Below are 24,311 nucleotides of genomic sequence, written 5' to 3'. Positions count from 1 at the left end.
AAGAGTGGAGAGGCGAAGACGATATGAGTAGCCCACGCGAGGGAGGTGAGAGAGATGGCGCAGGAAAGCCGCACGCGCAGCACGAACCGGCTTCTCGTTCCTCAGGCGGCGCAGGCGCTCGACCAGATGAAGTACGAGATCGCCTCGGAATTTGGGGTGCAGCTCGGCGCCGACACCACGTCGCGGGCGAACGGTTCGGTCGGTGGGGAGATCACGAAGCGTCTCGTTCAGTACGCCCAGCAGCACCTCGCCGGCCGCTAAGCGGTTTTCCCGCTCGGTCCCGTCGCGACCGCGAACTCCCCGTAAGCGAAATCCGGAATTTCCAACAACATACGGCTGGCTCGGGTGGCGGCTTCGGCCGCCACCTCTTTGCATGCAAACGGGCGAACGATTCCATCTTCCTTGTCTTTCCAAGCGGAGCCGCATCCCCGCGCCGCACGTGGGATTCGCTTTGGGGCAGGATATACGGTACCCGGCGATGTGCGGGGGGAAGCGTCTTTGGAGATGTTTGGAGGTCGGCTGGGGTTCGCACTCGGCGTAGCGGGAATTGCGGCGCTTTTTGCGGGACTTCTTCTCTTTCTCGCACCGATTCGCCTCCGGCTTGCCCTCACCTGGGAGGAGCGAGAGCGGCGCCTTTTGGGCGAGGCGGACGTCGTCCTGGCCCTGGGGATCGTGCGCCGATCGCTTCGTTTTCGCCTTGCGCCCCCCGAGCCGCTTTGCAACCTCGTTTCTCCCAGACCCGGAGGTTCGCCCGTTCCTTCTGACGACCACCGTACCCCGGATCCGGAACCCTTCGTAGGGGAGCACACCCTTCGAACCTCCGACGAAGAAGGGAAACCCGCCTCCGCCGAAGGAGTCATGCAGACGGAACGGGGGAGGTATTCTCTGGCGGAGGTCGGCGAACGCGTGCGGGCAGTGTTGCACGGGCGGCGGGAATATCCGGCCGCATACGCACGCCTTCGTCGGGCTTTACGCCACGGCCGCATCGAACGCCTCTCCGTTCGGCTTGCGGTCGGGACGGGAGACGCGGTGACGACGGCGTATCTTGTGGGCCTCCTCTGGGGAATTTTGGGCGTCCTCGTGGGATGGGCGAGCTCGTACGTCCCCCTCTCCCACAGGCCTGCACTCTCGATTCGCCCGGTGTTTTCCCGAGCCGGACTCACCGGCGAGGCGGAAGGAATAGTGCAGATCCCTCCGGTTCACGCTATACGTGCGGCGCTGTTCTTCTACCAGATGTACCGCAAAGGACGGGACGGAGGATGAGCGAGCACCCGATCCAGAGCCTCATGAGCACGGCCATGGAAAACATTCAAGGGATGGTCGACGTCTCCACGATCGTCGGCGACCCCATCGAAACTCCCGACGGAAGCGTCGTCCTTCCCGTAAGCCGCGTGGGCTTCGGCTTCGTCGCCGGAGGCTCGGAATTTCAGACGGCGGATGCCTCGGAAGAGACGCTCCCCTTCGGCGGAGGGTCCGGAGGCGGGGTGACGATCACGCCTGTGGGATTTCTCGTGATCGGCCGGGAGGAAGTGCGCTTCGTCCCCCTCGAGCCGCGCATTCACCTCTACGACCGGCTCTTGGACCTCGCCCCCGAGGTCCTTCAGAAGATCGAAGACCTCCTCAGCCGGGGCAAAGGCCGGAATCCGAGCCGCGAAGTTCCGCCCGGTCCGTACGCGTAGACGACCTTCCCTCACCCCGTTTCGGTCGGCCGGCGCCCCTCCCAGCGTGTTTCGGAAGACCGGAGGGGAGGGGGAAGGGATGGAAATCGCCGCCTTGTCTGTGGCGCAGATCTTTCGCCTGCTCTTCCCCGCCCGCCACTTCCTCTTTGCCGACCGCTTGCAGGGCGACGAGGCCGTGCTTTCCTACCGCAGCTCCCTCGTTTTCGTGTATCCAGACGGAGCCGTTGTCCGCGTAGAGCGGCCCCCCGATCGCCCCCTCCGTACCCTGGAGGACGCCTGGTACGCCCTCTTTGAGGGGAAGGGGCTTCGCGACTACGACGATTTGGGGGTGTTTGACCTCGGGGAAATCTTGCAAGACCTCGGATACGTGGTCTTGGCGGGCGGCCGCGACTTCCGGTCGGGTACCGTGTACCTCGTCCGCATTGCCCCGCGAAACCGTCCAGGAGAGTACGCGGAAATCCTCCGCCTTCGCGACGTGACCCTTCCGTACGCCGTCTACCACGGATTGATGCGCGCATCCGAGCTCTACCGGAAGTCCGGGCGGGAAGTAGAGTACGTAGTTGCGGACGTAGAGCCGGTGCCGGCGGAATCCCTCGCGGTACCGATCTCCCGATGAAGGAAGAGCGCGTCCTCGGCCGTCTTGCGACGGGGGACGCGCTCTGGTATACTCCGGGCCAACGTCGGGAGGTGTGGCCGCCATGCTCTGTCTCGACCTAAGCGGACGTACGTACGTGGTCACCGGCGTGACGAACGAGCGCAGCATCGCCTGGGCGATCGCGGAAAAGCTCGCCGCAGGCGGGGCGAACCTCCTCTTTACCTACCGCCTCGAACGTTCCGGCGAAGCGCTCCGAAAGCTCATTCCCTCGCTTCCTGGGGAGGGGAACCATCGCCTCTTTTCCCTCGACGTCGAACGGGACGAGGACATCGAAGCGCTCGCCACCTTCGTACGCGAGGAAGGGATTTCCCTCGCGGGTCTCGTGCACTCCGTGGCTTTCGCCCGGAAAGAGGAACTCGACGGCGCCTTTATTGACACCTCGCGCGAGGGATTTCTCCTCGCGCACAACGTGAGCGTGTATTCGCTGGTGGCCCTCGCCCGCGCCTTGCGCCCGGCGTTTCGTCCTGGCGCTGCGGTCGTCACCCTCACGTACCTCGGAAGCGAACGCGTCGTACCGCACTACAACGTGATGGGTGTCGCGAAAGCCGCGCTCGAGGCGTCCGTGCGCTACCTCGCCTACGATCTCGGCGGAGACGGAGTCCGGGTAAACGCCGTGTCCGCCGGCCCCGTGCGTACCCTTTCCGCCCGGGGGATTGCTGGGTTTACTCGGATCCTCGGGATCGTGGAGGAGCGCGCCCCTCTCCGGCGGAACATCACGGCGGAAGAGGTGGCCAATGCCGCCCTCTTCCTCCTCTCCGATTGGTCCTCGGGGATTACCGGCGAAGTCCTCTACGTCGACGCCGGCTACGGGATCATGGGCCTGTAAGAGGCAGGCGGTTTGCCTCGGTGGATAAGGTCTTTTCCATGGCTACGTGTAGGATCCCCGCCTCTTCGAAGGGAGGGCGGGGATTTTTCGTATACCCGAGGCGCAGGTAAAAGTCGACGACCCGAACCTGGGCATGCACGACCATACGGCGGTACCCGTGGCCTTGCGCCCAACTTTCCGCGGCTTCCATGAGCGCCGAGCCGATGCCGCGTCCCCGCCACGGGGCGCGCACGGCAAGGCGTTCGACCTTGAGTGCAGATTCCCCAACGGGCCGAAGGCGCAGGCAGCCGATGACCTTTCCTTCGGCGAAGGCGGCGAGATACACAGCCTTTCTTTGCCGGTCCACCTCATCCCATTCGAGCTCTTCGGGAACGCCCTGTTCTTCTACGAAGACCTCCCGCCGTACGGCAAAGCACTCGCGCATGTCCGCTTCGTCGACGACGGGCAAGACGGAAATCCCGCCCTTGCCCGAGCGGGACTGTGCTCGATCCACGGTTTCTTCGCCTCCGGACCATCGTCGGGCGCCAGATCAGCGTTTGGCGTGGGCGTACTGCCGCTTCACCTTGCCCGTGAAGAGGACGATTTCTGCCTTCCACCTGCGCGCAAGGTACCGGGCGAGTTCGTTGGCCTTGGCGAAGTCGCCGTCCGTGGCCCCCCGCACGACGGTGATCTGGACGACGTTTTGTCCGTCTGCGCTCCCAGCGGTGAGGAGGAGTCCCGTGTATTCCTGAGGGGTTACTCCCTTCCCGCGAAGGTAGAGATAGCGGATGCCGTGGCGTTCCCGCTCCTCGATTTCGTAAGGGAAAGCCCAGCTGGCGTAAGGGGCGTCCAGTTGCTCGCCGGTCTTTTCCAAGCGCCCGCGGTACTCCTCGAGGGCCGCGCGCAACGCTTCGAGGGAAATTCCTTCTCCTTCGCCCTTGGGCCAGACGACGAACGTGCTCCGCCGCACCCGGATTCCCCCCTCACCCTTGCGTGTTTGCCTTCATCTTACCAGACCGCCCGTTTCCGAGACAACGCCGAGGCGCAGCCAAGGGCACTCGGTCGCAGATGTCCCTCCCCCTTGACGCAAATGTGACATACGGAATATCCTTATAGAGGGACACAATCACGAATCCATCGGCCATTGTGCTATTTTGGTGCGGGTCTTTTCCGCCCAACTTGGAAAGCGCTTCCGCGCGCTGCGCGAAATTCAGAGAGCGAGAGGAAGGAACGGGAGGGGGACCGGGGGATGCTCGGTCAGGTCGTGTGCCAGTACTGCGGGCGGACGATCGAGTACTTCGAGAGCGATCGGGTGGTGGTTCTCTACGGCGTGGACCCGGAGTGTGAACACCGTTCAGAGCCCTGCGAGGACGAAGACTAAGGCAAAACGACGGAGAGGGTCGGGGACGTCCCCGACCCTCTCTGCGCGCACGTTTGAAAAACGCCGCCTTTTGTCATTCGGCCACGACGCGCACGACGTGCGCCTTCGGATGCGACGTGCCTCGCACTTCCACTCCTCGGGAACGGGCAAACTCCACGTAGGCGAGGAGTTGGGAGGTCCAGCGTTCTCCCGGGAGGACGAGGGGAATTCCCGGCGGGTACGTGACGACCGCCTCGCCCGAAATTCGCCCCTCGGCCTCCTCGAGGGGGACGAGCTCGCCTTCGGCAAAGTGGGCCTCGCGGGGCGAGATCACGAGTGGGGCCTCGGGGGGGAGGAGGAAGGGCATGACCTTGGGGACGTCTCGTCTCTCCTCCCGCACGAGGTACTCCAAGGCCTGAAGGAGAAGGGCGATGCTCCGTTCCGTATCGCCTATGGAAATCACGAAGAGGACGTTGAAGGGATCGGAAAGTTCGACCTCCAGGGCAAAGCGCTCGCGGAGGATGCGCTCGACTTCCGCGCCGCTCAGACCCAGATCGGCGACGTAGACGAGGAGCTTCGTCGGATCGAAGCTGAACCCCAATTCCGGACGGAACGGCCCAGGGACGTACAGCCCGTCCAGACGCCCCGCCTTATCGCGGGCGCGGAGCGCCAGGCGCACGGCACGCCCCACCCGTCGCCTTCCTTCGAGGGCGAGGAAGCGGCGTGCCGCGTCGAGAGAGGCGAGAAGCAGGTAAGAAGAAGACGTCGTTTGGAGGAGGTTCATGCTCGCCCGCACGCGCTCCCGGGATACGAAAGGTCCCTGACGGAGGAGGAGAGAGGCCTGCGTGAGCGCGCTGCCGAGTTTGTGCATGCTCACCGCCACGAGGTCCGCCCCGGCATAGGTGGGAAATACGGGAAGGTCGGGATGGAAGGGGAGGTGTGCCCCGTGGGCGGCGTCTACGAGCACGGGAATTCCTCGGGAGTGGGCGAGGGAGACGATCGTTTCGAGGGGGGATCCCGTGCCGTAGTACGTCGGATGTACGAGGAGAAGGGCGCGGGCATCGGGGTGCTCGTCCAGTGCGCGGGCGACGACCTCGGGCGTAAGCCCGTGGAGGATTCCGAGGACAGGGTCGGCTTCCGGGGTGAGGAAAACGGGAATCGCACCGCTCAGGATGAGCCCGGAAAGGACGGATTTGTGCACGTTGCGCGGGAGGAGCACCTTTTCTCCCGGGCGGAGGGCCGAAAGGAGCATGGCCTCGATGGCCGTCGTCGTCCCCTGCACGGAGAAAAACGCGTCTTCGGCGGCGTAGAGCTCCGCGGCCAACGCTTCCGCCTCGCGAATCGCCCCCGTAGGTGCGTGTAGGTCGTCCAACGGGGCGATGTTGATCAGGTCGAAGGCGAGGGCTTGACGCCCCAAAATGCGCCGGAATTCGGGGTCCATCCCCCGGCCGCCTTTGTGTCCCGGGATGTGAAAGGCGGCCCGGGTGCGCGCGACGTGGGCGGTAAGCGCTTCGAGGATGGGGGCGCGGCGATGCCGCGCGGGGTCGAGGACGCGTTGGGGTTCTTCCGGCGCGTACGACGGGTGTTCACCGGATGCGGGGGGGAACGGGAAGTTGGACACGGCCCTCACCTCCACGGCCGTTGCTCGGACCCGAGTGCCGGGACCGGAACGTCAAAACAATCGATCGAATGGCGCATCTCCCCACGCTCCGGCGGCGAGGAAGAGCTCCGCTTTGAGTACGGGCAGAGTATAGCACCCGTCGGCCGCGAGGGGAAGACCCTTGACCGGTACGGGCCAAGTTTTTTTCTTCCCCCGCCGGGGAATTTTCTCCGCCTTTTCCGGCATGAGCGGGGGTGGGGTGTGTAGTATAATGGCCTTAGCGGGGAAGGAGGGATGTGCAGCAATGCACATCGCCTTTTTCTTGATTCCGAAGCGCGAGGTCGTGTACGTAACGCCGCGAATGACCCTGCGGCGGGCGATCGAACTCATGCACGGACACGGGTACAACGCCGTGCCCGTCGTCGACGACGACGGAAGGTATGCGGGTACCTTTTCTGAGGGCGACGCCTTGCGCTACCTCGTGGAAAACGAGGAGCATCCTTTTGAAAGCGTTCACACGTTGCGTGTGGGCGACGTACCCTGGTACAAACACCACGCGGCGGTACGCATCGACGCGCGCATCGAAGACCTCATCTCGCTCGCCACGGAGCAAAACTTCGTTCCCGTCGTCGATGCGCGGGACATCTTCATCGGCATCGTCCGCCGAAAAGAAATCATGGAGTATTGTGCCCGTCTCCTCGCCGAGGGGCACGCTTTCCGGCAGTCCTTTGCCGCTCCGCGCCCCGAACCTTCGGAAGACGGCCGCGGACGAACGCACGCGTAGCCCGTACCCCGCCGCGGCAGGATTTGCCGGAAGGATCGCGTCTTGCGCAGCGGTTGGTCGCAGTGGTACAATAGGACTACTCTCCGGCAGATGTTTGAATTCACAGAACATAGGCCCGGAAGGGGGAGGGCGCGGTGGCGGCGTTCCTCTTGGAAGCGAGCGACGTCGAGCTCTGGGTGACCGAGGACGAGGTGAGCGGTTTCCTGGAGGATTTGCGAAACCGTGGAGTTCGGGTGCAGGAGATCGAGCGGGGGAGCGATCGCGTTCTCCGGATCGAGGGCGAGCAAGCCGTCGAGCTCGTGTTTCGTCGCCGCAACGGAGAACTGCGCCTCGTCACCCGCCGCGTCCAGTTTTCCCAAAAGAGTGCGGCCGAAGCGTTTCGCGACTTCGTCGTACGCCATCGCGGGCACGCGACGATCAAGTACTACAGCAAGGAAGTTTTGGTGGTCCAGCACGTCCAGTACGGAGAAGTCGTAAGGATCACGGAGATCAGCGGAAACCAGCGCAAGGTCCTACTCGACAAGAAGGATTGGGAGTCGGCGGAAAAGGTCATAGAGGCCCTCACGCGCACGGACGTCGAGGAGCGGATCCCCGCCCTGCGCGCGGAGCTGGACGCCGCGCTTGACGAACTAGGGGAGGCTTTGCGACGGGGCGACGCGGAAGCCGCGGAACGCGCCAAGGCGCGCCTGCGTGTCCTTCGCCGCGAAATGCTCCTCTACGAATTGTAGGCGCGTGCGACTTTGGGACGTAGGCGAGCGCGCGGGCTTCCTTCTCCCCTAACGCGGAGTTCGAATTCGAAAAAGGCGTTTGTCCATCGGACCTCCGGCGCGAGGCGCCGTGAGGTCCGTTCGTGTATCGTTACGCCCGTAGGGGTTCGGCCGCATCGGTTGGAAAACCCGTGCGCCGTTTCCGAACCGGAATCGCCAAAACCAGGTCGGGGTGTCCGCATGCGGCCCTACACGGGAGGGAAGACGGTGGAAGAAAGCTTGCGCGAGCGAGATTTCATGCAGTGGCTGCAGATCTTCCGCGTCGTACAGGAACGACCCGCCGACCGCCCGGCGCGGCGGACGGAGGCCCTCTTTCGCGAGATCCTCCGGAAAGACCACGGAATCGTCCCTCTTGCCGTGGCGCTCGGTCCTCGGCGCGTGCGCGTACGCTACCTCCGTGGGGAAGAAGAGGCGATTTGGGAGGTCGAAAGGTGGGCCGCAGACCTCCTGATCGAGGCGATCCGGCGCGACCCGCGCTACGGGGCGATCTTTCCTGAAGAAGTCGCCGCTTCCGCCGACACCGCCTCCGATTTCCTCCTAGCCCACAGCCTCACCGAGGATCTCGCCGAAGGGGGCGGGGAGGGGGAATTCGTCCCTCTGGAAGCCGTGCTCGCCGTCTCGGCGGCGGAAGAAGACGTACGGAGCCGCACCGACAGGTCCGAACGGGGCGGACTAGCGTGGGAGGTTTCGGTAGACGTCGACGAAGTCGAGGATCTGCGCGATGAACTTTCCGATCACCGGCAGCGTGACGAAGTGGCGGAGGAGGACGACGACTACGAAAAAGACGATCGTTGCTCCGATCGTAATTCCGAGGCCGCGGCTGATTCCGGCGAGAAAGTTTAGCCAGATTACCCGCCGAGGTGAGGTGAGCGTGTACAAGGCGTCCAGGAGTTCCACCTGAGAGATCTGGCGGGCGATGCGTTCCTCGAGTTCTCGTAGCTTCCTTTGGCGCGCCGCGAGTTCGCCGCTTTCCCCTTCCGACCCCCCGGGCGGAAGATCGGATTTCGCCGGCAGTTTTTTCTTTTTTCCCTGCGTCGCTCCGGAGGTTTTGTCCATGTTTGCCCTTCCCTTCCGCGCCGTTCTCGTTCGGAGACGCAACCGGAAACGGGAGCGGCCACTTCCTTTCATTGTACGTCAAGCGCGGAGGTGTGGGACGGGCCCCGACGTTTCGCCCGTCTCGGGCGAAAGACGCAGCCTACTGGCCCGAAGATGCCGGGGGCTCCGGAGTTTGCGGCCCGGACCTTTCCGGGAGTTGGGGCTGCGACGGCTGGGGAGAGATGCGGGCAACGATGTCCGCGAGCTCGTCGAGCACCGCTTGGATCGGCCTTCCTTCTTGGATGGCGCGGGAGAGCTCTTCGACGCGCCCGTAGAGATCGGGATCGGCGACGACAACGGCCTTGGCTCCGTAAGGGTCTCGGCGGAGCGTTTCTGCTACGGCGTACTTCGTCGTGTTCACTTGCGAGGCGTCGAGGTTCGGAGGAACGTCGATGGCCACGACCGCGAAGTCGCCGGCGACGACCGCGGCGGCCCGAGTGACGTAGGGGTCGCGCAGGGCGAGGGACACGAGGCGATCGGAAACCTCGCGGGCGGCCTTTGCATCCGTGACCGTTTCGGGCGGTCGGCCTTCTGTCGGCGGACTTCCTGCGGGGGTTGGTTGGGGTGCGGCGTCTCGGGCCTGCCCGGAAGCCCAGATGTGGCCGCTTTCCTTTGCCCAGAGGAGCCCAAAGAGGAGGGCGACGATTCCGACGGCGAGAAGGATTCGCTTCATGGAAAACCCTCCGTTTCCGAACGGGCGCGAATTCCCGCGTCCCGCCGCATGTTGCCGAGACCTTCCTTAGTTTGTGCGTCGCCGTTTCGCGCATTCCCCGTGGTGAAGGCGCGGATTCCCCGTTCCCCGCTCCACCCGGATGCGCGTCGCGTGCGACGAAGGGGTGAATGCGTCCGATGAACGGAAGGGACTGTTTCGAGGTTTGGGAGTCCTGGCGCGGCGGGCGTCGCTGCATTCCCTTTGCGGAACTCATGGAGTTTTGGCTGTACCACCCGGAATGCGGGTACTACCGCACCGCGGAAGCCCTGGGCCGCGGCGGCGACTTCTTTACGGCAAGTCACGTGGGACGCGGGTACGGCGCCGCGTGGGCGTATGCCGTGGCCCGCTCCTTGCCCCAGAGGTTTGGCGTACGCCCTCCGGAGGTATTCGTCGAAATTGGGGCGGGGGACGGACGCTTCCTCGAGACGGTTTTGCGGACGTGGGTCCGCCTCGTCCCGAAGGAAGGCCTTCCCTCGTTCGCGTTTGCGGTCGAGGGGAACCCTCACTTCCGCCGCCGGCTCGAAGACCGCCTTTCCGCCCTATCCGAAGCAGGAGCCGAAACGAGAGCCGAGGTCTTCTCCGATGTGGGGGAACTCCCCGACCTGCACGGAAAGCGGGTTTGGGTGTTTGCCCACGAACTCCTCGACGCCTTCCCCGCGGAACGGGTACTTCGGCGCAAGGGGGAACTTGTCCGCCTCCAGTGGTGCGTCTCCGAGACTTTCGCCCGCGGCGATCGGGTGGTCTTCACGGAAGAACCCGGGGAACCCGTCTTCTTGTCCCCAGAAGAAAAACAGGCGCTGGAAGTCCTCGAAGAAGGATCGGTCGGTGAGGTTCCCCTAGGACTCCCCCTTTGGCTGTCCGAAGTCCGACGGCGCATTTCCCCGGAGCTTCTCTACTTCGTCGACTACGGCCGCGAAGGCAAGTCTCCCTGGCCGCGGGAGGGGACCCTTCGCGCCTACGCCGCCCACCAAATCGTCGATCCGAAGCGTCGCGTGCCGGGTACGTGCGACCTCACGTACGACGTACCCTGGGAGTACGTGCGTGTGGCGGCCCGAAAGGCCGGATTTGCCTCCGTTTCGCTTTCGCCTCTCGGAACGTGGCTCGTACGTACGCTAGGGGAAAGAGGGATGGAGGAGCTGGCGGCCCTTTTCCCGGCGAGCGAGTCTCACGCCTTGCTCCGTTCGCTCGCCTACCTCGTTCATCCCGAAGGGATGGGCGAGCGCTTCGCCGTCCTCGTCCTCGCACCGTCGCAAGGCCCCGAACGCGTGGATTCGTCGCTTTTCGGGGAAAACTAGGCAGGAAACGACACTTGGGAAGCGGCAAAAGGGGGCGAGGGTTCCGTGAACCGATGGCTGCGGCTTGGTCTAGGTCGGAAGGGGGTTGTCGCGCTGTTCGCGGGTATCGGATGGCTTGCTGCGTGGCCGGGGGCAGCTCACTCGGCTCCCCCTCCCGCAAAGGACGAAGGCGCAATCGCATGGCGATTCGCCGGCGCGCCGATGGAGTCGCAGGGATTTTCCGTTCGCGCCGCAGTCCGCGGGTACGACCTCTTCCTCGAGTTTTCCGTTCCGCGGGAAGGTCTCGCTCTAGAGTTTGCGGTCTCTGTCGACGGTCGGGAGGTAGGGCGAACGACGGCCAGGGCTTACGTCGTGCGCGGTCTTTCTCCGGGGAAGCACACCGTTCGGGTACGGATGTACAATTCCCTAGGGGAGCTTCTTTCCGAGCACGTCTCGGAAATTGCGGTTCCGCACGGCGGGGCTCCGCGCAGCGCTCCCCTGTGACGAGCCCTCGGAAGCGGGGAGGTGACGACCGGCGTCGGAAGGCGGATTCCGAGCCGGGTACGGCGTGGACGAGGAAGCATTTTGGCAGGCGGTAGACGCGTTGGTGGACGCCGTGTTGTCTACCCGGGCGTGGCGGGAGTTCTCCCGCGCGGTGCGAGGGGCAGGGAAAGGGGTTTCCGCATCCTCCTCCCCCTTTCACCTGCAGCGGCCCGTGGACGACCTTCTCCGTGCCGTAGAGGAAGAACTCCGCGAAGTTTTTGCCGACGACCCCTTTCGGGTACGTGCCGAAGGGGGAGAAGCGTGTACCGCGTGTCCCGCACCACGCGTCGAGAGCCGGGCGGGAGGTTCGCCTCTTGAATTTTTCGTAGCTCGAAATATACAATAGGTCTACGGAGATCGCGCGATCGGCGGGAAGGGGGCACAGGGTTCAAAGCTCTGTGCCCCCTCTGCCGTTTGGCAGACGGACGACGTTTCGCAGCACGGGAAGGGAAGAACGCAGACGTGAACGGTTCCGATAAAGCCGCGCGCGGCGTACCGACGCCGCCTTTCTCCTCCGCCTCTCCCCGGATGGGTCCTTCGGAAGAGCCCCAGTTCGATTCCCATCCCTGGCGAAAGAACCTCGTCGTCCTTACGATTTCGCTCTTCTTCGTGGCGGTGGGGTTTAGCCAGCTGATCCCGTTTTTGCCGCTCTTTCTCGCTTCCGATTTGGGCCTCCGCAACTCCCCGCACCTCCACTTTTGGTCCGGGGCGATCTACAGCGTGAGCTTTTTTTCCTCTTTCCTCATGGCACCCGTTTGGGGCGCCCTTGCCGACCGCATGGGCCGAAAGCTCATGGTCTTGCGTTCCGGGTTCGGCATGGCGGTTACGAATACCCTCATGGCGTTCGTGCATACGCCGGGCGAGCTCTTCGTCCTTCGCTTCCTCAATGGGTTTATATCCGGCATCGTCCCCGCCTCGGTATCGCTCATGGCCGTTTCTGCTCCGAGAGAGCGCGTAGGGTGGGCCCTTGGCGTGCTGCAGTCCGGAAGCGTTGCTGGGACGATCGTCGGTCCCGCCCTTGGCGGGCTTCTCGCCGAACACTTCGGCTACCGCACGCTCTTCCTCCTCACGGGAGCTTCTCTGTTTGCCGTCTCCCTCCTCGCCCTCTTCGGCGTAAGCGACGTACGCACGCCCCCGCCACCCGCCCGCGAAAAAGGCGGTCGCGCGGGATCCATCCTCCTTCGTCCGGACCTCGTCGTGCTCTTTCTCACGAACTTCCTGGTGCAGTTTGCCTTCGTCGCGATCTACCCCCTCCTCTCGCTCTTCGTCGCCGAACTGGTCGGATCGGATTTCGGGGCTTCTTTCTGGGCGGGTGTGGTCATGGGGCTTACGGCGCTCGCCAACATGGTTGCGGCGCCGGTTTTAGGCCGGGCCACGGACCGCTTGGGCGCACGGCGCGTGCTCGTGGGAAGCCTCGTCCTTGCCGCGATGGCCCTTTTCCCCCACGCATTCGTCCGCGGCGTCGCCTCCCTCCTCGCGTTGCGCGTCGTTCTCGGGGTGGCGTTGGGAGGCATTAGCCCCTCGTTAAACGCCGTCCTTCGCCTGCGGGCTCCCGAAGGGTTCGAAAGCCGAACCTTCGGCTACGCCACGAGCGCGGCCAATCTTGGGAATTTCCTCGGCCCCCTCTTCGGCGGTGCGGTGGCGGACGTGAGTTCCCTTCGGACGGTCTTTCCGCTCTCCGCGGCGCTCCTTTTGGCGAACGCCTTTGTCCTGGAAAAGCTCTATCCCCGTTTGGAGGAAGGTCAGGGGAAGGGCCTTTCGCAAAGGGGAGATGGGTCTGGCGGGGAAAATCCTCCTCCGTCGTAAAAGTAACCTTGACTGTGGGGGTTGCCCCCGGTAGAGTACGGAGTAGGACCACGTTTTCCGGATTATCCCTTACCTACGGGGTTGCGGCGCTTCGCCGCGCCGGAGACAAAAAGAGGGTGTTTGACAGATAGACGTGAAAGCGTTTCCGAGGGGAACGGGGCTTTAGGTGAAGGGGGTAGGGCGAAGAAGACCTCCGGGGAGTGGAACGCCGTGCGCATGGCCGAGGTTACGCTGGAGCGCTGCTTGGGGTTGGAAGACCTCGTCGCGCTGGTGGATTTGGCGGAAAGCTTTTCCTCGGAGATCTACCTTCACAAGGGCGGCGTGCACGTAAACGTGAAGAGCCTGCTCGGCCTCGCCTGCGTTCCGTTGCGCCGGGGGGAGCGCTTTACCCTCGTCCTCCACGGAACGGACGAGGAGGAGGCGTTGGGAAAGCTCGTTCGCTTCTTTTCCGCATCGGGATCGTCGTGCAGGGAAGGGTGAAGGGAAGGCCGCCGTTTCGTACGTCCCTTGGAAGGTCCTGAAATCTCGTTTGAGGGGGCGTTTCTCCTTGGGCCACTCGTCGTCGGAGAAGGACGTAGCGTCTGTGCGCTACGTCGTGAGCGCGTGCCTTTTAGGCGTCCGCTGCCGTTACGACGGCGGGACGAACCTCAGAGAGCCTTTGCTCGAGCTCGTCCGGCAGGGGAAGGCGATTCCCGTATGTCCGGAGCAGCTCGGAGGACTTCCCACGCCGCGCGTTCCCGCGGAAATCGAAGGGGGAGATGCGCGGGCGGTATGGGAGGGCCGTGCCTCCGTGCGGAATGCGGCCGGGGAGGACGTCACGTCCTTCTTCCTCCGCGGCGCCGAGGAAACGCTCCGCCTTGCCCGGGCGTTCGGAGCGCAGGCGGCGATTCTCAAAGAAAGGAGCCCCTCCTGCGGTGTGCGCGAGGTGTACGACGGTACGTTCCAACGTCGCCGCGTTCCCGGGATGGGGATCGCCGCCTACTTCCTCGCGCAAAACGGGATCGAAGTCCTCTCCGACGAAGAGTTTCTCGCAAACGGATCTTCAGAAGGCGCTTGAGCGGTTGCGTCCGCGGCTTCCCAACGCGAGTCCCAGGGCGAGAAGTGCGGCGAGGGCGAGGGAAAAGAGCCACAGGTTTCCCGAAAAGACGAGATCGGTCCCGGGGAACCTTTCGCCGGGATTTCCCACCGCCACACCTGCGGGGTTCATGTGCGGTTCGACGTACGGCCACACGAGGAGGGAGAGCGCTCCGGAAAGAGCCCCGTGAAGCAGGCGATAGAGGGGAAAGGCGCGGAAGCTCACTCCGGCTTCCGCGAGAAAGGCGGCGACCTGGGCGTGCACGGAAAGACCTCCCCATCCGAGGAGGAAGAGGACGAAGGCAATTCGGAGGTTTTCCGAAAGCGGAGAGCTCGCGATTTGCGCAAGCCCCAGCGTGACTTCGAACAACCCCATGAGGATCCCCCCTGCCGCGTTCGGGAGGAACGCCTCGGAAGCCCTCCCCGCACACCAAGAAATTTCGAGTGCAGCGACTCGAAGCGCTACGGCGAAAAAGGTCATAATCCCGCCGATGGCGATGAGGGTGTGGGCGGCTTCGTGAACGGCGCGGGCGAGGGTTCTCCCCGGGGGTTCGTAGGGCCGCTTCCGAGGCAGGGGATCATCGGAGGCACCCGGGGAACGCCGGAGGGAGGCGCCTTCTGCGCGCCCGCTGCGTTCGAAGGGGAAAAAGCGGGAGAGAAAGCCTAGGGCCAGGGCCGTCCCGTAGTGAAGGGCGAAGAGGTAGGGGGCGAGTTCGGGCCGATCGAGGAGGCCGGCGGCCACGGCGGCACCGAGGAACAGGGGGTCGGCACTCGTGAGAAAGGCCGTCAGGCGCGCGGCGCTCGCGCGGTCGAGGAGCCCTTCTTGCACGAGGCGAGAGGCGACCTTTGCCGTCGTGGGGTAACCCGAAAAGAGCCCGAAGAGAAAGGGAAAGGCCGCCGTTCCCGGCAGGCGGAAGACCGTACGGACGACGGGAGCGCTGACGGCGGCGAGGGCCTGGGGCACTTCCCAGGCGATGGAAAGTTCTGCGAGGACGAGGAAGGGAAAGGTGGCGGGGAGGACCACGTTGGCCCACAACTCCAGTCCCCGGCGGGCAGCGCGCAGCGCTTCGGCGGGTTGGGCGAGCATTCCCAAGGCGACGGCCACGAGGAGGGCGATCGTGAGTTCGCGGGCGGGGGCCGATCTGGTCACCTTTGCCTACCTCCTCCGGGGTCTGTACATGATGTATATCTCCGCTTCTGTCCCTCCAGTCCCGCGCACTCTCCGCCGAACTTCCCCCTCCGGGTTCCGTAGGGCTTTCGCCTGAGATTTTTCCGACGATCCTCCTCCGAGTCCTATCCGGGAATGGTCGTCCGGGAAAACGTGGTACAATAAACCCGTGGCACGGCAACCCAGGAAGGGGGGATCGCCGGACGCGGCGGAAATCCCGTCGGCGGCCGGGAAAACCATGCGTTTACGCGTCGGTCTTGCCTTGGGGGCCGGAGGTGCCCGCGGCCTCGCGCATTTGGGTGTGCTTCAGGTGCTCGAGGAAGCGGGGATTCCCGTGGATTTCCTTGCGGGGAGCAGCATGGGTGCTGTCATCGCCGTGGCGTACGCGAACCGTCTCCCGCTCGACCGCCTCGAGCGCCTTGCCACTTCGGTGGAACGTCGTCTCTTCCTCGACTTCACCCCGCCCCGTTGGGGGTTCCTCAAAGGGGAACGGGTAGGCGAGTTCGTCCGCCTTCTCACCCACGGGAAGCCCCTCGAGGCTTTGGCGATCCCTACGGCGGTCGTAGCTACGGACCTCGAGCGGGGTGAACCCGTGGTCTTCCGCGAGGGGCCCGCAGACATCGCCGTCCGGGCGAGCTCGGCGATCCCCGGGATCTTCGAGCCGGTATTCTACCAAGGGCGGATTCTCGTGGACGGCGGCGTTGTGGAACGTGTCCCCCTCGCCGTTTTGCGGGAGATGGGCGCGGACGTCGTGATCGGCGTGGACGTAGCCGTGAAGCCCGGAAAACCGCGGATCTCAGGTCTTTACGACGTGATCTACCAAAGCCTTGAAATCATGGAAGACCACATCTTCCGCACAAAGGCCCACCTTGCAGACGTCCTCATCACCCCCCAGGTCGGGCACTTTCCCGCCCTTCGCCTGGAACACGTTGCGGATATCATCGAAGAAGGCCGCCGCGCCGCCCGGCGTAAGCTCCCGGAAATCCAAGCCATTCTTGCCCGATTTCGGGAGACCTCTTCTTTCGGCGGCGCCTGACGAGGGGGCGGGCCGCCCTTCCGCCCTTGACGGAGCTCGGCCGGCTTTCTATGATATGAATCGTAACGATTACGATTAGAAGCCCGAAGGTCCCGGTGCGTCGGACGCCCGGGACACGGCAAAGGGGGGTTGCCAAACAATGCGCGCGCTCTTCGCTGGGCGATGGCAGCGGGTTTTGGCGGGGATTTTGCTCCTCGCACTCTTTGCGTTACCCCTTGCGGCGTGCGGCGGGCGCAGAGAGGGGTCTTCATCTACGCCGTCGACCCAAGGGACGCAAGGAACGGCGGCTTCGGAGCAGAAGCCCTTGGTCGTAGCGACAATCTATCCCCTCTACGACCTTGCCCGCCAGATCGGAGGCGAGTACGTAGAGGTGTACGAACTCGTACCTCCTGGACAGGTACCGCACGGTTTCGAACCTACACCCAAGGACCTCCAAAAGGTCGCCGACGCACGCCTGTTCGTTTACAACGGGGCGGGCATGGAAGCGGCGTGGATTCGGCGGGCGCTCGACAACGTCGATCCCCAAAAGACCAAGGTGGTAGAAGCGGCGCAGGGCATCGAGCTCATCCGGCGCGCCACGGGTAAGCAGGAAGAAGGGTCCGGACAAGCCGGGGCGCAGGGGCAGGCCGACCCCCACTTCTGGACGCCCCGCAATATGATCGAAGTTGCCAAGCGGTTTACGGAGGCGCTCGCGGCAATCGACCCCGCGCACAAGGCGGAGTACGAGAAACGGCGCGACGCCTACATCGCCTCCCTCGAGGCGCTGGATCGGGACTTTCGCAACCTCGTGAACGAGGCGAAGTACAAGGAATTCTACGTCTCTCGTCCTCCGTTTTCCTACCTGGCCAAGGAGTACGGGCTCAAGCAGATCTCCATCGCGGGGCTTTTGGGTACGGAGGGAGCGCCTACAGCGCAACAGATTCAAAAGGTCGTGGAACAGATCAAGGCGAGCGGTGTCCCCGCCATCGGGTCGATCTACGGGACCAAGGACGACGTGGCGGAAACCGTCGCCCGCGAGGCCGGAGTCGAGGTCGTCCCGCTGTACGCGTTGGGAACGGTGACCAAGGAGCAGTTCGACAAGGGTGTCACGTACCAAGACTTGTTCCGCCAAAACATGGAGGGCTTTGCCAAGCTCTTGGGCGCAAAGACGAAGTGAGATGTGGCGGGTTCTTGCGCTCCGGGGTCGCACGGCGACCCCGGGGCGTTTCGTTTTGTCCGGGGCCGGTCCGCGATCTCCCTTGCGTTCTTCCGTCGGGGCATGTACAATGGATTTGAAACGGTCATTTGCCCAAAACATGCCTACCATTTGGGAGGTGTTTCCGATGTGGCCATGGTCTTGGGGCAGGGGCGGCCGCGGTTGGGGGTGGTACGGCGGTCGCTTCGGTGCGGGCTGGAACGCCGCTCCCTACGGTCCGCCCCCGTGGAAGGGGCTGGGCCGCTGGGCTTGGGCGGAAGCGGTGAATCCGGAGCTCGCGCGTTCTTGGACGCGGCGTGCGCTGGAGCTCCGTAAGGAGCGACTTCTTGCCGAGCTGCGTTGGATCGAAGATGCCCTCCGCGTCGAACACGATGGGACATCCGAAACGGCAAAGTAGAAAACCGGAGAGTTCGACGCCATAAGGTGCGGCGGCGGTTTACGGGAACGGCGACTTGCCTCGACCGGCGATTCGTGAGAGCATAGGAGACGACAGACCTCACAAAGGAGTGCCAGTCGCGCAATGCCCAGACCGCGCAAACGCCGCCGCGTGTGCTTTTCGCCCGAATACCGCGAATTCGGTCCCCTTGGGCAGGGGCCGTGGACGCGGGAGCGCACGATTCACATGCCCCTCGAAGAGCTCGAGACGATTCGCCTGATCGACCTCGAGGGGCTTACTCAAGAGGAATGCGCCGCCCGCATGGGCGTCGCCCGTTCGACCGTACAGCGGATGTACCAGGAAGCGCGGCGCAAAATCGCGGAATCCCTCGTCCTCGGAAAGCGGTTGGTTGTTCACGGCGACGCCCCGGAGTTCGAAGGGAAAGAAGATTCCAGGTGTCCCGATCAATTTGCAGGTGCCGATTCTGGCCCTCCGGAGTGGCCGCCCGGGTGGGGACGACGCAGACGGGGCCGCGGGGTTGAACCTTGGGAAGGAGACGAATGACCCGTCCGTGCGGGTCCCCGGAATTTTACCCGCGTGAGCTTCTATGAATTCGAATGCCTCCGCCCGTGCGCAGGGAGCCCCTTCGGGGGCCTTTTCTTTTGTCCTTGTTTTGCCTTCGTTTGCCGAGGGGGCGCCCGAGGTTACCACGTTTGTCATAGTGAAAAACAGATAAGGTCACAAAACGGACAAATCTTTTTAAAACCTTTATGACGACGTACTTCCTTCTATAGACAACGTTTTTTCCCGGGCGTAGAGTAGTAGTGGAGGTATTCACAAGCCCGCAGGGGTATGGATTTTCGCGCTTCGGGCCGAACGGCGGGGTTGGACGAAGGCGCAAGCGCTTTCTTCGTGCGCCGGTCCGCACACCATCCGAAGCGGTCGAGAACGGAGGATCCGGAAAGGCATACGCGAGGTAGGCAAAGGGGTGAAAGTACATGCTTCAGGAGAAGATCTCCCGCCGCACGTTTCTCAAGGCGACGGCCCTCGCCGCAGGTGCCCTCTCCGTAGGGGCGGTAGGGACGTTTTCCTTTGAGACGTGGAAGAAGGCCGAGGCCGAAAAGAAGGACGACATCCGCGTAATCCCGACCCTATGTACGGGGTGCGGAAACTTCTGCGGCCTCAACGTCTACGTGAAGAACGGCCGCGTGTGGCGTGCCGTTGGCCTTCCGCAGCATCCCAAGAGCAAGGGGAAGATCTGCGCCCGCGGGCACGGCCTTCTCGCCACACCGTACTTGCGGCAGCGACTCACCCAACCTCTCAAGCGCACGGAAGACGGGAACTTCCAACCGATTTCCTGGGAGCAGGCCTTCCGCGAGATTGGGGAGAAGCTCCAGGAAATCCGCAAGAAGTACGGTCCGGGGGTCATCGCCCACATCAGCTACGCGGGGCAAAAGACGGCCGTATGGTACGGACAACGCCTCCTGTGGGCGCTCGGTTCGCCGAACACCTTTACGCACGCCGCCTCCTGTTACGCCGGACGCGGTGTGGGCTTCGAGCACACCGTAGGCGGAACCCCGGGTACGGACATCGCAAACGCCCGCTACATGGTCTACATCGGCAGAAACCTCGCCGAGGGGATCACCCCGGGTGACGTACTCGAACTCGCCAAGGCGCGGGAAAAGGGCGCCCAGATCGTCCTCGTCGACCCGCGGGTGAACAACATGTACCAGATGGCCACGAAGTGGGTGCCCATTCGACCGGGGACGGACCTCGCCTTCGTGCTCGCTTTGGCGCACGTGCTCATCAAGGAAGGGCTCTATGACGCCGCCTTCGTCCAGGAATACGGCTACGGGTTCGAGCAGTTCGCCCAGGCCGTGGAGAAGTATACGCCCCAATGGGCGGAGGAGATCACCGGCGTGCCGGCGGCGACGATCCAAGAGGTTGCGCGGGGGCTCGGGAAGAACAAGCCGCGCGCCTTCATCCACCCGGGGTGGCACGGCGCCACGGGAACGCAATACGCGAACAGCGTCGACGCGGCGCGCGCCATCGCTCTCGTGAACGCCCTCCTCGGAAACTACCAAAAGGAAGGCGGGCTCATTTTCGGCAAGACGCCTCCTCTGGGCAACCTCAATCCGGCAAAGTACCCCGCACCGGAAAAGCCGGCGATTCCGCGCGTGGACAGCGAGTGGCCCCTCGCCCACGATGTGGTTACCGCCGTTCCCGACAAGATCCGCGACGGGGCGCTCAAGGCGATCATCGTGAACCGTTCGAACCCCGTCATGCACTACAACAACCCGCTCTACGCCCGCGAGGCTTACAAGCTTTTGGAACTCTTGGTGGTCGTGGACATCTTCATGAGCGAGACGGCGGAGCTCGCCCACTACGTACTTCCCGAGGTAAGTTATCTCGAACGCGACGACCTCGTCGAAGGCGTGGGCGGGAAGAAGCCCATCGTCGCCATGCGCCAGCAGGCGATTGGCAAGATCCACCCCGAAACCAAGGCTTCGTGGGAGATCTACACGGGCATCGCCGAGGCCGCGGGGGTCGGGAAGTACTTCAACTTCACGCTCGACGAGGTTAATCAGGCGATGCTCGCCCCGACGGGACTCTCCCTGAACGAGCTCAAGGCCAAGGGGACGATCGTCCTCAACTCGCCCATCGTCCTCGGCACGCCGAAGTTCAACACCCCCACGGGCAAGGTGGAGTTCTACAGCACGGAATTCAAGGCCGCGGGGCTCGATCCAATCCCCAACTGGAAGCCGCCTCTCGTCATGCCGGACGTCTCAAAGGGCGAATTCCGCCTGATCAACGGACGCCAGGCGTACCACTCGCACACGAACACGACGCGCAACCCCTACCTCCTCGTGCTTACGGAGGACTACCACGGGGATCGTCTGTGGATCAACCGGCGGGTCGCAGAGCGCATGGGCCTAAAAGAGGGGGACTGGGTGGAGGTGCGTTCGGAAGTCGCCACGGGGCGCGTCCAGGTCCACCTGACGGAGGCGATCCACCCCGAGGCGGTGTTCATCTACGCGCCGTACGGCAGCCTCGCGAAGAACAACCCCGGGCGGAACTTCGCCTTCTCCTTCATGACGCTCCTTCCCTACCACAAGCTCGACCCCGCCGCCGGAATCGCTCTGACGCAGGAAGTCATCGTCACCCTGCGGAAGATCTAGGGGGTGAAACCCAATGGCCCGCTACGGAATGCTCATCGACCTCACGAAGTGCGCAGGGTGTATGGCGTGCACAGTATCCTGCCAGTTCCAAAACGAGCTTCCGCCCGAGGTGCACTTCATCAAATTCTACCAGCAGGAGTACGGGACGTTTCCCGACGTCTCCCTCGTGAACATCCCTGTGCAGTGCCAACACTGCGAAAACCCGCCGTGCGTGTACAACTGTCCCACGGGGGCGAGCTACATCGCCGAAGGCGGTGTGGTCCTCATCGACGAGTCCAAGTGCATCGGCTGTAAGTACTGCATGACCTCCTGCCCGTACAACGCCCGCGTGCTCAACGAGGAAACGCACACGCCGATGAAGTGCATCTTCTGCTTCGACCACATCCAAGAAGGCGAGCAGCCGATGTGCGTTCAGACGTGTCTCGGTGGGGCGCGCGTCTTCGGCGACCTCGACGATCCGGAGAGCGAGCTCAACAAGCAAATCAACGAGAAGAAGGCCCGTCCCCTCCGTCCGGACCTCGGGACGAAGCCGAAAATCTTCTACGTGTGGTGATGCGGGATGCCGAGCGGAGCGTTTGGCATGTATCCTGGGCAAATCATGCCGGGACAGATCTGGGGTTGGATCATCGCCCTCTACCTCTTCCTTGCGGGGATGAGCGCCGGCGCGTACACGACGGCGTACCTTTCCCAGCGCCTCTACCCGCACCTTAAGGTCGTCCGCTGGGCCGGCTACATCGTCGCCCCTCCGCTCGTGATCATCGGGCTCGCCGCCCTCATGATCGACGCGGAGGCAGGGTTCTTCCACCCCTGGAGGTTCTTCTTCCTTTACATCGGCCGTCCCACGTCGATCATGGCCATCGGCGTGTACATCCTCACCCTCTTCACCCCGCTCGCCCTCTACCGCACCGTGGTTTCCCTGGCGGAGATTTGGCGAGAGGGCGGAGAGAAAAAGTGGCCGCTCGACCTCGATCGTTTCTTCGCACGGCCCCCGGAGAAGCTTCGCTGGCTCGTGGAGGGGCGTGACTGGATCGACTTCTTCGGTCTCGTGATGGCCGCCGCCACGGCGACGTACACGGCGCTCCTCATCGGGGACATCCACGGCGTGCCCTTCTGGAACAACTCCGTGCTCCCCGTGCTCTTTGTCGTGTCGGCCTTTTCCACGGGGATCGCCATTACGCTCTTTACGGCCACTGCCTGGGACCCCAAGGTACAAGAGCACTACGCGCCGTACCTCACCCTCTCCACGTCGCTCAAGGGCTTCGAGCTCTTCCTCCTCTTCGCCCTCCTCTACTTCTCGTGGTACGGCGACCAGGCTGCCAAGGCGTCCGCCGCCGACCTCCTGTGGGGCAGGCTCGCCTTTCCGTTCTGGGTTCTCCTCGTGTTTCTGGGGCTCGCGCTGCCCCTCTGGTACGAACTTCGGGAGCGCAAGCACCTCCTTGCCGGCCACGGTCCGGCGCTCGCTGCGGCTGGATCTTCGAGCCACGGGCCCGTCGACGCAGGAAACCTGAGCGCGCGCCTCTTCTCTACGTCGCAACTCATGCACCTCTTTGCGATCGCCGGTGGATTTGTGCTCCGCTACCTCATCCTCCTCGCCGGGCACTTCGTCTACTTCCTTCCCACCTGGCGGTTTTACTGAGGCGCGTGGCGGTTCGATCGTGCACAATAGAATTGGGCGCTCGGGCGGCGGAAGGCGAGTCCTTCCGCCCTCTTTTTCCTGCACACCGGGACGCCGTGGTGGAAAAATCGGGTCCACGGAAGAAGGGATGCGGCCGTGTGGATGGACCTCCTCTTTCCGGGGGAAAAGATCGACGTCCGCCCCGATGTCTGCCTGAACGCCAAAAGCCGGGAAGCGGTATGCGACGAGTGCGTGCAGGCCTGTCCCTTTGCTGCGATCCGCATCGACGTGCGGTCGTCGGCGGTCGTCGCCGTCGATCCCGAGGCGTGCACGGGGTGCGCGGCTTGCGTCGGGGCTTGCCCGACCGGAGCCCTTGCGAAAAAGGGAGCCCCCGATTCTCTGACCTCCGCGCGTCGCTGGTGGGAGGTGCTCGCCGGGGCCGCGAAAGATGCGGAGAACGCTTCCGGCGCCGTTTCCCGGGAAGGGGTCTCCCCCTTTCTCGCCTGCACGGTCTCTCCCCACGGGAAGCGTTCGTCGTGGCCTCTCGCCTGCATCCTCGAACTTGAACCGGCGCACTTTTTCGCCGCCGGAAGCGCCGCCTCGTCGGCTCCACCTTCCCCGCAGGGGGAGGCAACCGTGGAAGGTGCCGATTCGCCTTTCTCGACGCGCCACGACTCGCCGGTCCGCGTGGCCGTCGATCTCTCCCCATGCCGCCGCTGCCCGCGGGGCGTGCGGTACGAGGAGGTGGAAGGCCACCTCCGCGCCCTCGAGGAAGCCCTTCGCCGCTACGGCCGGCCCGTTACGTTCGTCCCGCTGGCGGAGGATACCTTAGAAGGCGAGGAGGCCGCCGGCGGCGAACTCCCGGGGCGCGAAACCGTCCCGCAAGAGGCGATCGGGCGCCGGGAGGTGTTTCACCACCTCCTTCCGCCGAGGATTCGCGAGCTTTTGGCGGGACCTCGGGAGGCGGCTTCTCCTTCGCAAGGCGGGGAAGGCGAGGTAGAGAAGGCCCCTGTGCCTTCAGGCCCTTCCTCCGCCGGTGAAGGGCAAGCGAACGACTTCGGGGCAGGACGGGCGCTGGCAAAAAAGCGCCTGTACCGGGGGCGGCTTTCCTCGGTTCCTGCCCTCCGCACGTTCCGATACGGAGAGAAGTTCGCGCTCACGGCCACCCTCGCCGTAGGAGAGACGTGCGACGGATGCGACGTGTGCGTGCGCGTCTGTCCTGTGGAAGCCCTCTCTTGGCGCTCCCGTGGGGGCGAAGCGGTGCTCGTCCTCGATGAGGGACGCTGCCTGGGGTGCGAGAAGTGCGCCGTTCTCTGTCCGCGCAAGGCGATCGACGTCCGCTGGGAAGCTTCTCCCCCCGTTTCCGAGCGCGAGCTCGTCGCCTTCGAAGAACGGACGTGTTCCCGCTGCGGCAGCCCCTTCCGCGCGCGCCCCAGCGATCCGGAAACTCTCTGTCCCGTGTGCCGTGCGCGGCGCCTTCCACCGGACTTTTTTGCCGCCCAATTCGCCCCGCGCCCGAGCCGGTGACGGGGCAGGACTCCCGCGGTCGCGTCGGCATCCGTCTGCCCGTTCGGGCTTTTGCACGGGC

28 protein-coding genes are annotated in these 24,311 nt (G+C 64.2%); 22 read left to right on the top strand and 6 right to left on the bottom strand.

Going from position 1 to position 24,311, the window contains the following annotated elements; all coding sequences use genetic code 11:
* Positions 1 to 54 precede the first annotated feature (54 nt).
* From C7438_RS08420 to C7438_RS08400, 5 genes are all read left to right on the top strand, one after another.
* Complete coding sequence (locus tag C7438_RS08420) at positions 55 to 261, top strand: alpha/beta-type small acid-soluble spore protein (RefSeq protein WP_121444921.1); 207 nt, start codon at positions 55 to 57, stop codon at positions 259 to 261.
* Between the two features lie 243 nt (positions 262 to 504).
* Positions 505 to 1,263 carry a DUF2953 domain-containing protein gene (locus tag C7438_RS08415; RefSeq protein ID WP_121444920.1) on the top strand — a complete coding sequence of 253 codons (759 nt, stop codon included), beginning with the start codon at positions 505 to 507 and terminating at the stop codon, positions 1,261 to 1,263.
* Positions 1,260 to 1,679, top strand: a complete 420-nt coding sequence (gene ytfJ, locus C7438_RS08410; RefSeq protein WP_121444919.1) for a GerW family sporulation protein — start codon at positions 1,260 to 1,262, stop codon at positions 1,677 to 1,679. Before C7438_RS08415 ends, ytfJ begins: the two co-directional genes overlap by 4 nt.
* Before the next feature lie 79 nt (positions 1,680 to 1,758).
* Entirely contained in the window at positions 1,759 to 2,295 is a 537-nt protein-coding gene (locus tag C7438_RS08405) for a hypothetical protein (RefSeq protein WP_121444918.1), read from the top strand.
* 82 nt (positions 2,296 to 2,377) lie between these two features.
* A complete protein-coding gene (locus tag C7438_RS08400) occupies positions 2,378 to 3,160 on the top strand; it encodes an enoyl-ACP reductase FabI (RefSeq protein ID WP_121444917.1) in 783 nt (260 codons plus the stop codon).
* On the opposite strand, the gene C7438_RS08395 is transcribed toward C7438_RS08400, so the two are convergent.
* Together C7438_RS08395 and C7438_RS08390 are read right to left on the bottom strand one after the other, a co-directional pair.
* Entirely contained in the window at positions 3,147 to 3,653 is a 507-nt protein-coding gene (locus C7438_RS08395) for a GNAT family N-acetyltransferase (RefSeq protein ID WP_211322159.1), read from the bottom strand. The genes C7438_RS08400 and C7438_RS08395 overlap by 14 nt on opposite strands.
* A 36-nt stretch (positions 3,654 to 3,689) precedes the next feature.
* The gene (locus tag C7438_RS08390) at positions 3,690 to 4,109 is read right to left on the bottom strand and encodes a DUF1885 family protein (protein WP_170143667.1); all 420 of its coding nucleotides are present in this window, start codon (positions 4,107 to 4,109) and stop codon (positions 3,690 to 3,692) included.
* Positions 4,110 to 4,388: 279 nt separating this feature from the next.
* On the opposite strand from C7438_RS08390, the gene C7438_RS08385 reads away from it, so the two are divergent.
* Positions 4,389 to 4,520, top strand: a complete 132-nt coding sequence (locus tag C7438_RS08385; RefSeq protein ID WP_121444915.1) for a GapA-binding peptide SR1P — start codon at positions 4,389 to 4,391, stop codon at positions 4,518 to 4,520.
* Between the two features lie 73 nt (positions 4,521 to 4,593).
* Here the strand turns inward: C7438_RS08385 and C7438_RS08380 are convergent, their stop codons facing one another.
* Positions 4,594 to 6,120, bottom strand: coding sequence for an aminotransferase class I/II-fold pyridoxal phosphate-dependent enzyme (locus tag C7438_RS08380; RefSeq protein ID WP_211322158.1), 1,527 nt, complete (start codon positions 6,118 to 6,120; stop codon positions 4,594 to 4,596).
* Between the two features lie 283 nt (positions 6,121 to 6,403).
* Here C7438_RS08380 and C7438_RS08375 point away from each other — a divergent pair, with 283 nt between their 5' ends.
* Together C7438_RS08375 and C7438_RS08370 are read left to right on the top strand one after the other, a co-directional pair.
* Positions 6,404 to 6,883: a CBS domain-containing protein gene (locus C7438_RS08375; protein WP_121444914.1), complete on the top strand. Its 480-nt coding sequence runs from the start codon at positions 6,404 to 6,406 to the stop codon at positions 6,881 to 6,883.
* Between the two features lie 134 nt (positions 6,884 to 7,017).
* Positions 7,018 to 7,611 carry a YkzI domain-containing protein gene (locus tag C7438_RS08370; RefSeq protein ID WP_121444913.1) on the top strand — a complete coding sequence of 198 codons (594 nt, stop codon included), beginning with the start codon at positions 7,018 to 7,020 and terminating at the stop codon, positions 7,609 to 7,611.
* A gap of 711 nt (positions 7,612 to 8,322) precedes the next feature.
* On the opposite strand, the gene C7438_RS09655 is transcribed toward C7438_RS08370, so the two are convergent.
* A complete protein-coding gene (locus C7438_RS09655) occupies positions 8,323 to 8,706 on the bottom strand; it encodes a DUF5665 domain-containing protein (protein WP_353653315.1) in 384 nt (127 codons plus the stop codon).
* 139 nt (positions 8,707 to 8,845) lie between these two features.
* Positions 8,846 to 9,418 carry a YhcN/YlaJ family sporulation lipoprotein gene (locus C7438_RS08360; protein ID WP_121444911.1) on the bottom strand — a complete coding sequence of 191 codons (573 nt, stop codon included), beginning with the start codon at positions 9,416 to 9,418 and terminating at the stop codon, positions 8,846 to 8,848.
* 176 nt (positions 9,419 to 9,594) lie between these two features.
* On the opposite strand from C7438_RS08360, the gene C7438_RS08355 reads away from it, so the two are divergent.
* From C7438_RS08355 to C7438_RS08330, 6 genes are all read left to right on the top strand, one after another.
* Positions 9,595 to 10,752, top strand: coding sequence for an SAM-dependent methyltransferase (locus tag C7438_RS08355; protein WP_170143666.1), 1,158 nt, complete (start codon positions 9,595 to 9,597; stop codon positions 10,750 to 10,752).
* Between the two features lie 45 nt (positions 10,753 to 10,797).
* The gene (locus C7438_RS09050; protein WP_147402030.1) at positions 10,798 to 11,235 is read left to right on the top strand and encodes a phage tail protein; all 438 of its coding nucleotides are present in this window, start codon (positions 10,798 to 10,800) and stop codon (positions 11,233 to 11,235) included.
* Between the two features lie 64 nt (positions 11,236 to 11,299).
* The gene (locus C7438_RS08345; protein ID WP_121444908.1) at positions 11,300 to 11,620 is read left to right on the top strand and encodes a hypothetical protein; all 321 of its coding nucleotides are present in this window, start codon (positions 11,300 to 11,302) and stop codon (positions 11,618 to 11,620) included.
* Between the two features lie 116 nt (positions 11,621 to 11,736).
* Positions 11,737 to 13,080 (top strand): MFS transporter, encoded by a 1,344-nt coding sequence (locus C7438_RS08340; protein WP_121444907.1) that lies wholly within the window; start codon positions 11,737 to 11,739, stop codon positions 13,078 to 13,080.
* A 216-nt stretch (positions 13,081 to 13,296) separates the two neighbouring features.
* Positions 13,297 to 13,560, top strand: a complete 264-nt coding sequence (locus C7438_RS08335; RefSeq protein WP_121444906.1) for an HPr family phosphocarrier protein — start codon at positions 13,297 to 13,299, stop codon at positions 13,558 to 13,560.
* 67 nt (positions 13,561 to 13,627) lie between these two features.
* Positions 13,628 to 14,137 carry a 2-thiouracil desulfurase family protein gene (locus tag C7438_RS08330; RefSeq protein WP_245956597.1) on the top strand — a complete coding sequence of 170 codons (510 nt, stop codon included), beginning with the start codon at positions 13,628 to 13,630 and terminating at the stop codon, positions 14,135 to 14,137.
* Here the strand turns inward: C7438_RS08330 and C7438_RS08325 are convergent.
* Entirely contained in the window at positions 14,123 to 15,304 is a 1,182-nt protein-coding gene (locus C7438_RS08325; RefSeq protein WP_121444904.1) for a hypothetical protein, read from the bottom strand. The two genes, C7438_RS08330 and C7438_RS08325, sit on opposite strands and share 15 nt — an antisense overlap.
* Before the next feature lie 256 nt (positions 15,305 to 15,560).
* Here C7438_RS08325 and C7438_RS08320 point away from each other — a divergent pair, with 256 nt between their 5' ends.
* The 8 genes from C7438_RS08320 to C7438_RS08285 all read left to right on the top strand — a co-directional run bounded on the left by C7438_RS08320 (position 15,561) and on the right by C7438_RS08285 (position 24,250).
* A complete protein-coding gene (locus tag C7438_RS08320) occupies positions 15,561 to 16,358 on the top strand; it encodes a patatin-like phospholipase family protein (RefSeq protein ID WP_121444903.1) in 798 nt (265 codons plus the stop codon).
* A 304-nt stretch (positions 16,359 to 16,662) separates the two neighbouring features.
* Positions 16,663 to 17,514, top strand: coding sequence for a metal ABC transporter substrate-binding protein (locus C7438_RS08315; protein WP_170143665.1), 852 nt, complete (start codon positions 16,663 to 16,665; stop codon positions 17,512 to 17,514).
* A gap of 166 nt (positions 17,515 to 17,680) precedes the next feature.
* Positions 17,681 to 17,950 (top strand): hypothetical protein, encoded by a 270-nt coding sequence (locus C7438_RS08310; RefSeq protein WP_121444901.1) that lies wholly within the window; start codon positions 17,681 to 17,683, stop codon positions 17,948 to 17,950.
* Between the two features lie 123 nt (positions 17,951 to 18,073).
* A complete protein-coding gene (locus tag C7438_RS08305) occupies positions 18,074 to 18,493 on the top strand; it encodes a DUF134 domain-containing protein (protein ID WP_121444900.1) in 420 nt (139 codons plus the stop codon).
* A gap of 434 nt (positions 18,494 to 18,927) precedes the next feature.
* Positions 18,928 to 21,108 (top strand): molybdopterin-dependent oxidoreductase, encoded by a 2,181-nt coding sequence (locus C7438_RS08300; protein ID WP_121444899.1) that lies wholly within the window; start codon positions 18,928 to 18,930, stop codon positions 21,106 to 21,108.
* Between the two features lie 13 nt (positions 21,109 to 21,121).
* Positions 21,122 to 21,661: a 4Fe-4S dicluster domain-containing protein gene (locus tag C7438_RS08295; RefSeq protein ID WP_121444898.1), complete on the top strand. Its 540-nt coding sequence runs from the start codon at positions 21,122 to 21,124 to the stop codon at positions 21,659 to 21,661.
* 27 nt (positions 21,662 to 21,688) lie between these two features.
* A complete protein-coding gene (gene nrfD / locus C7438_RS08290) occupies positions 21,689 to 22,744 on the top strand; it encodes an NrfD/PsrC family molybdoenzyme membrane anchor subunit (RefSeq protein ID WP_170143664.1) in 1,056 nt (351 codons plus the stop codon).
* A 141-nt stretch (positions 22,745 to 22,885) separates the two neighbouring features.
* The gene (locus C7438_RS08285) at positions 22,886 to 24,250 is read left to right on the top strand and encodes a 4Fe-4S dicluster domain-containing protein (protein WP_245956602.1); all 1,365 of its coding nucleotides are present in this window, start codon (positions 22,886 to 22,888) and stop codon (positions 24,248 to 24,250) included.
* Positions 24,251 to 24,311 lie beyond the last annotated feature (61 nt).

The organism is Brockia lithotrophica (assembly GCF_003633725.1).
GTDB lineage: Bacteria > Bacillota > Bacilli > Thermicanales > DSM-22653 > Brockia > Brockia lithotrophica.
Note: the sequence above shows the minus strand (reverse complement) of the source record. Positions and strands in the feature narration are given on the sequence as shown.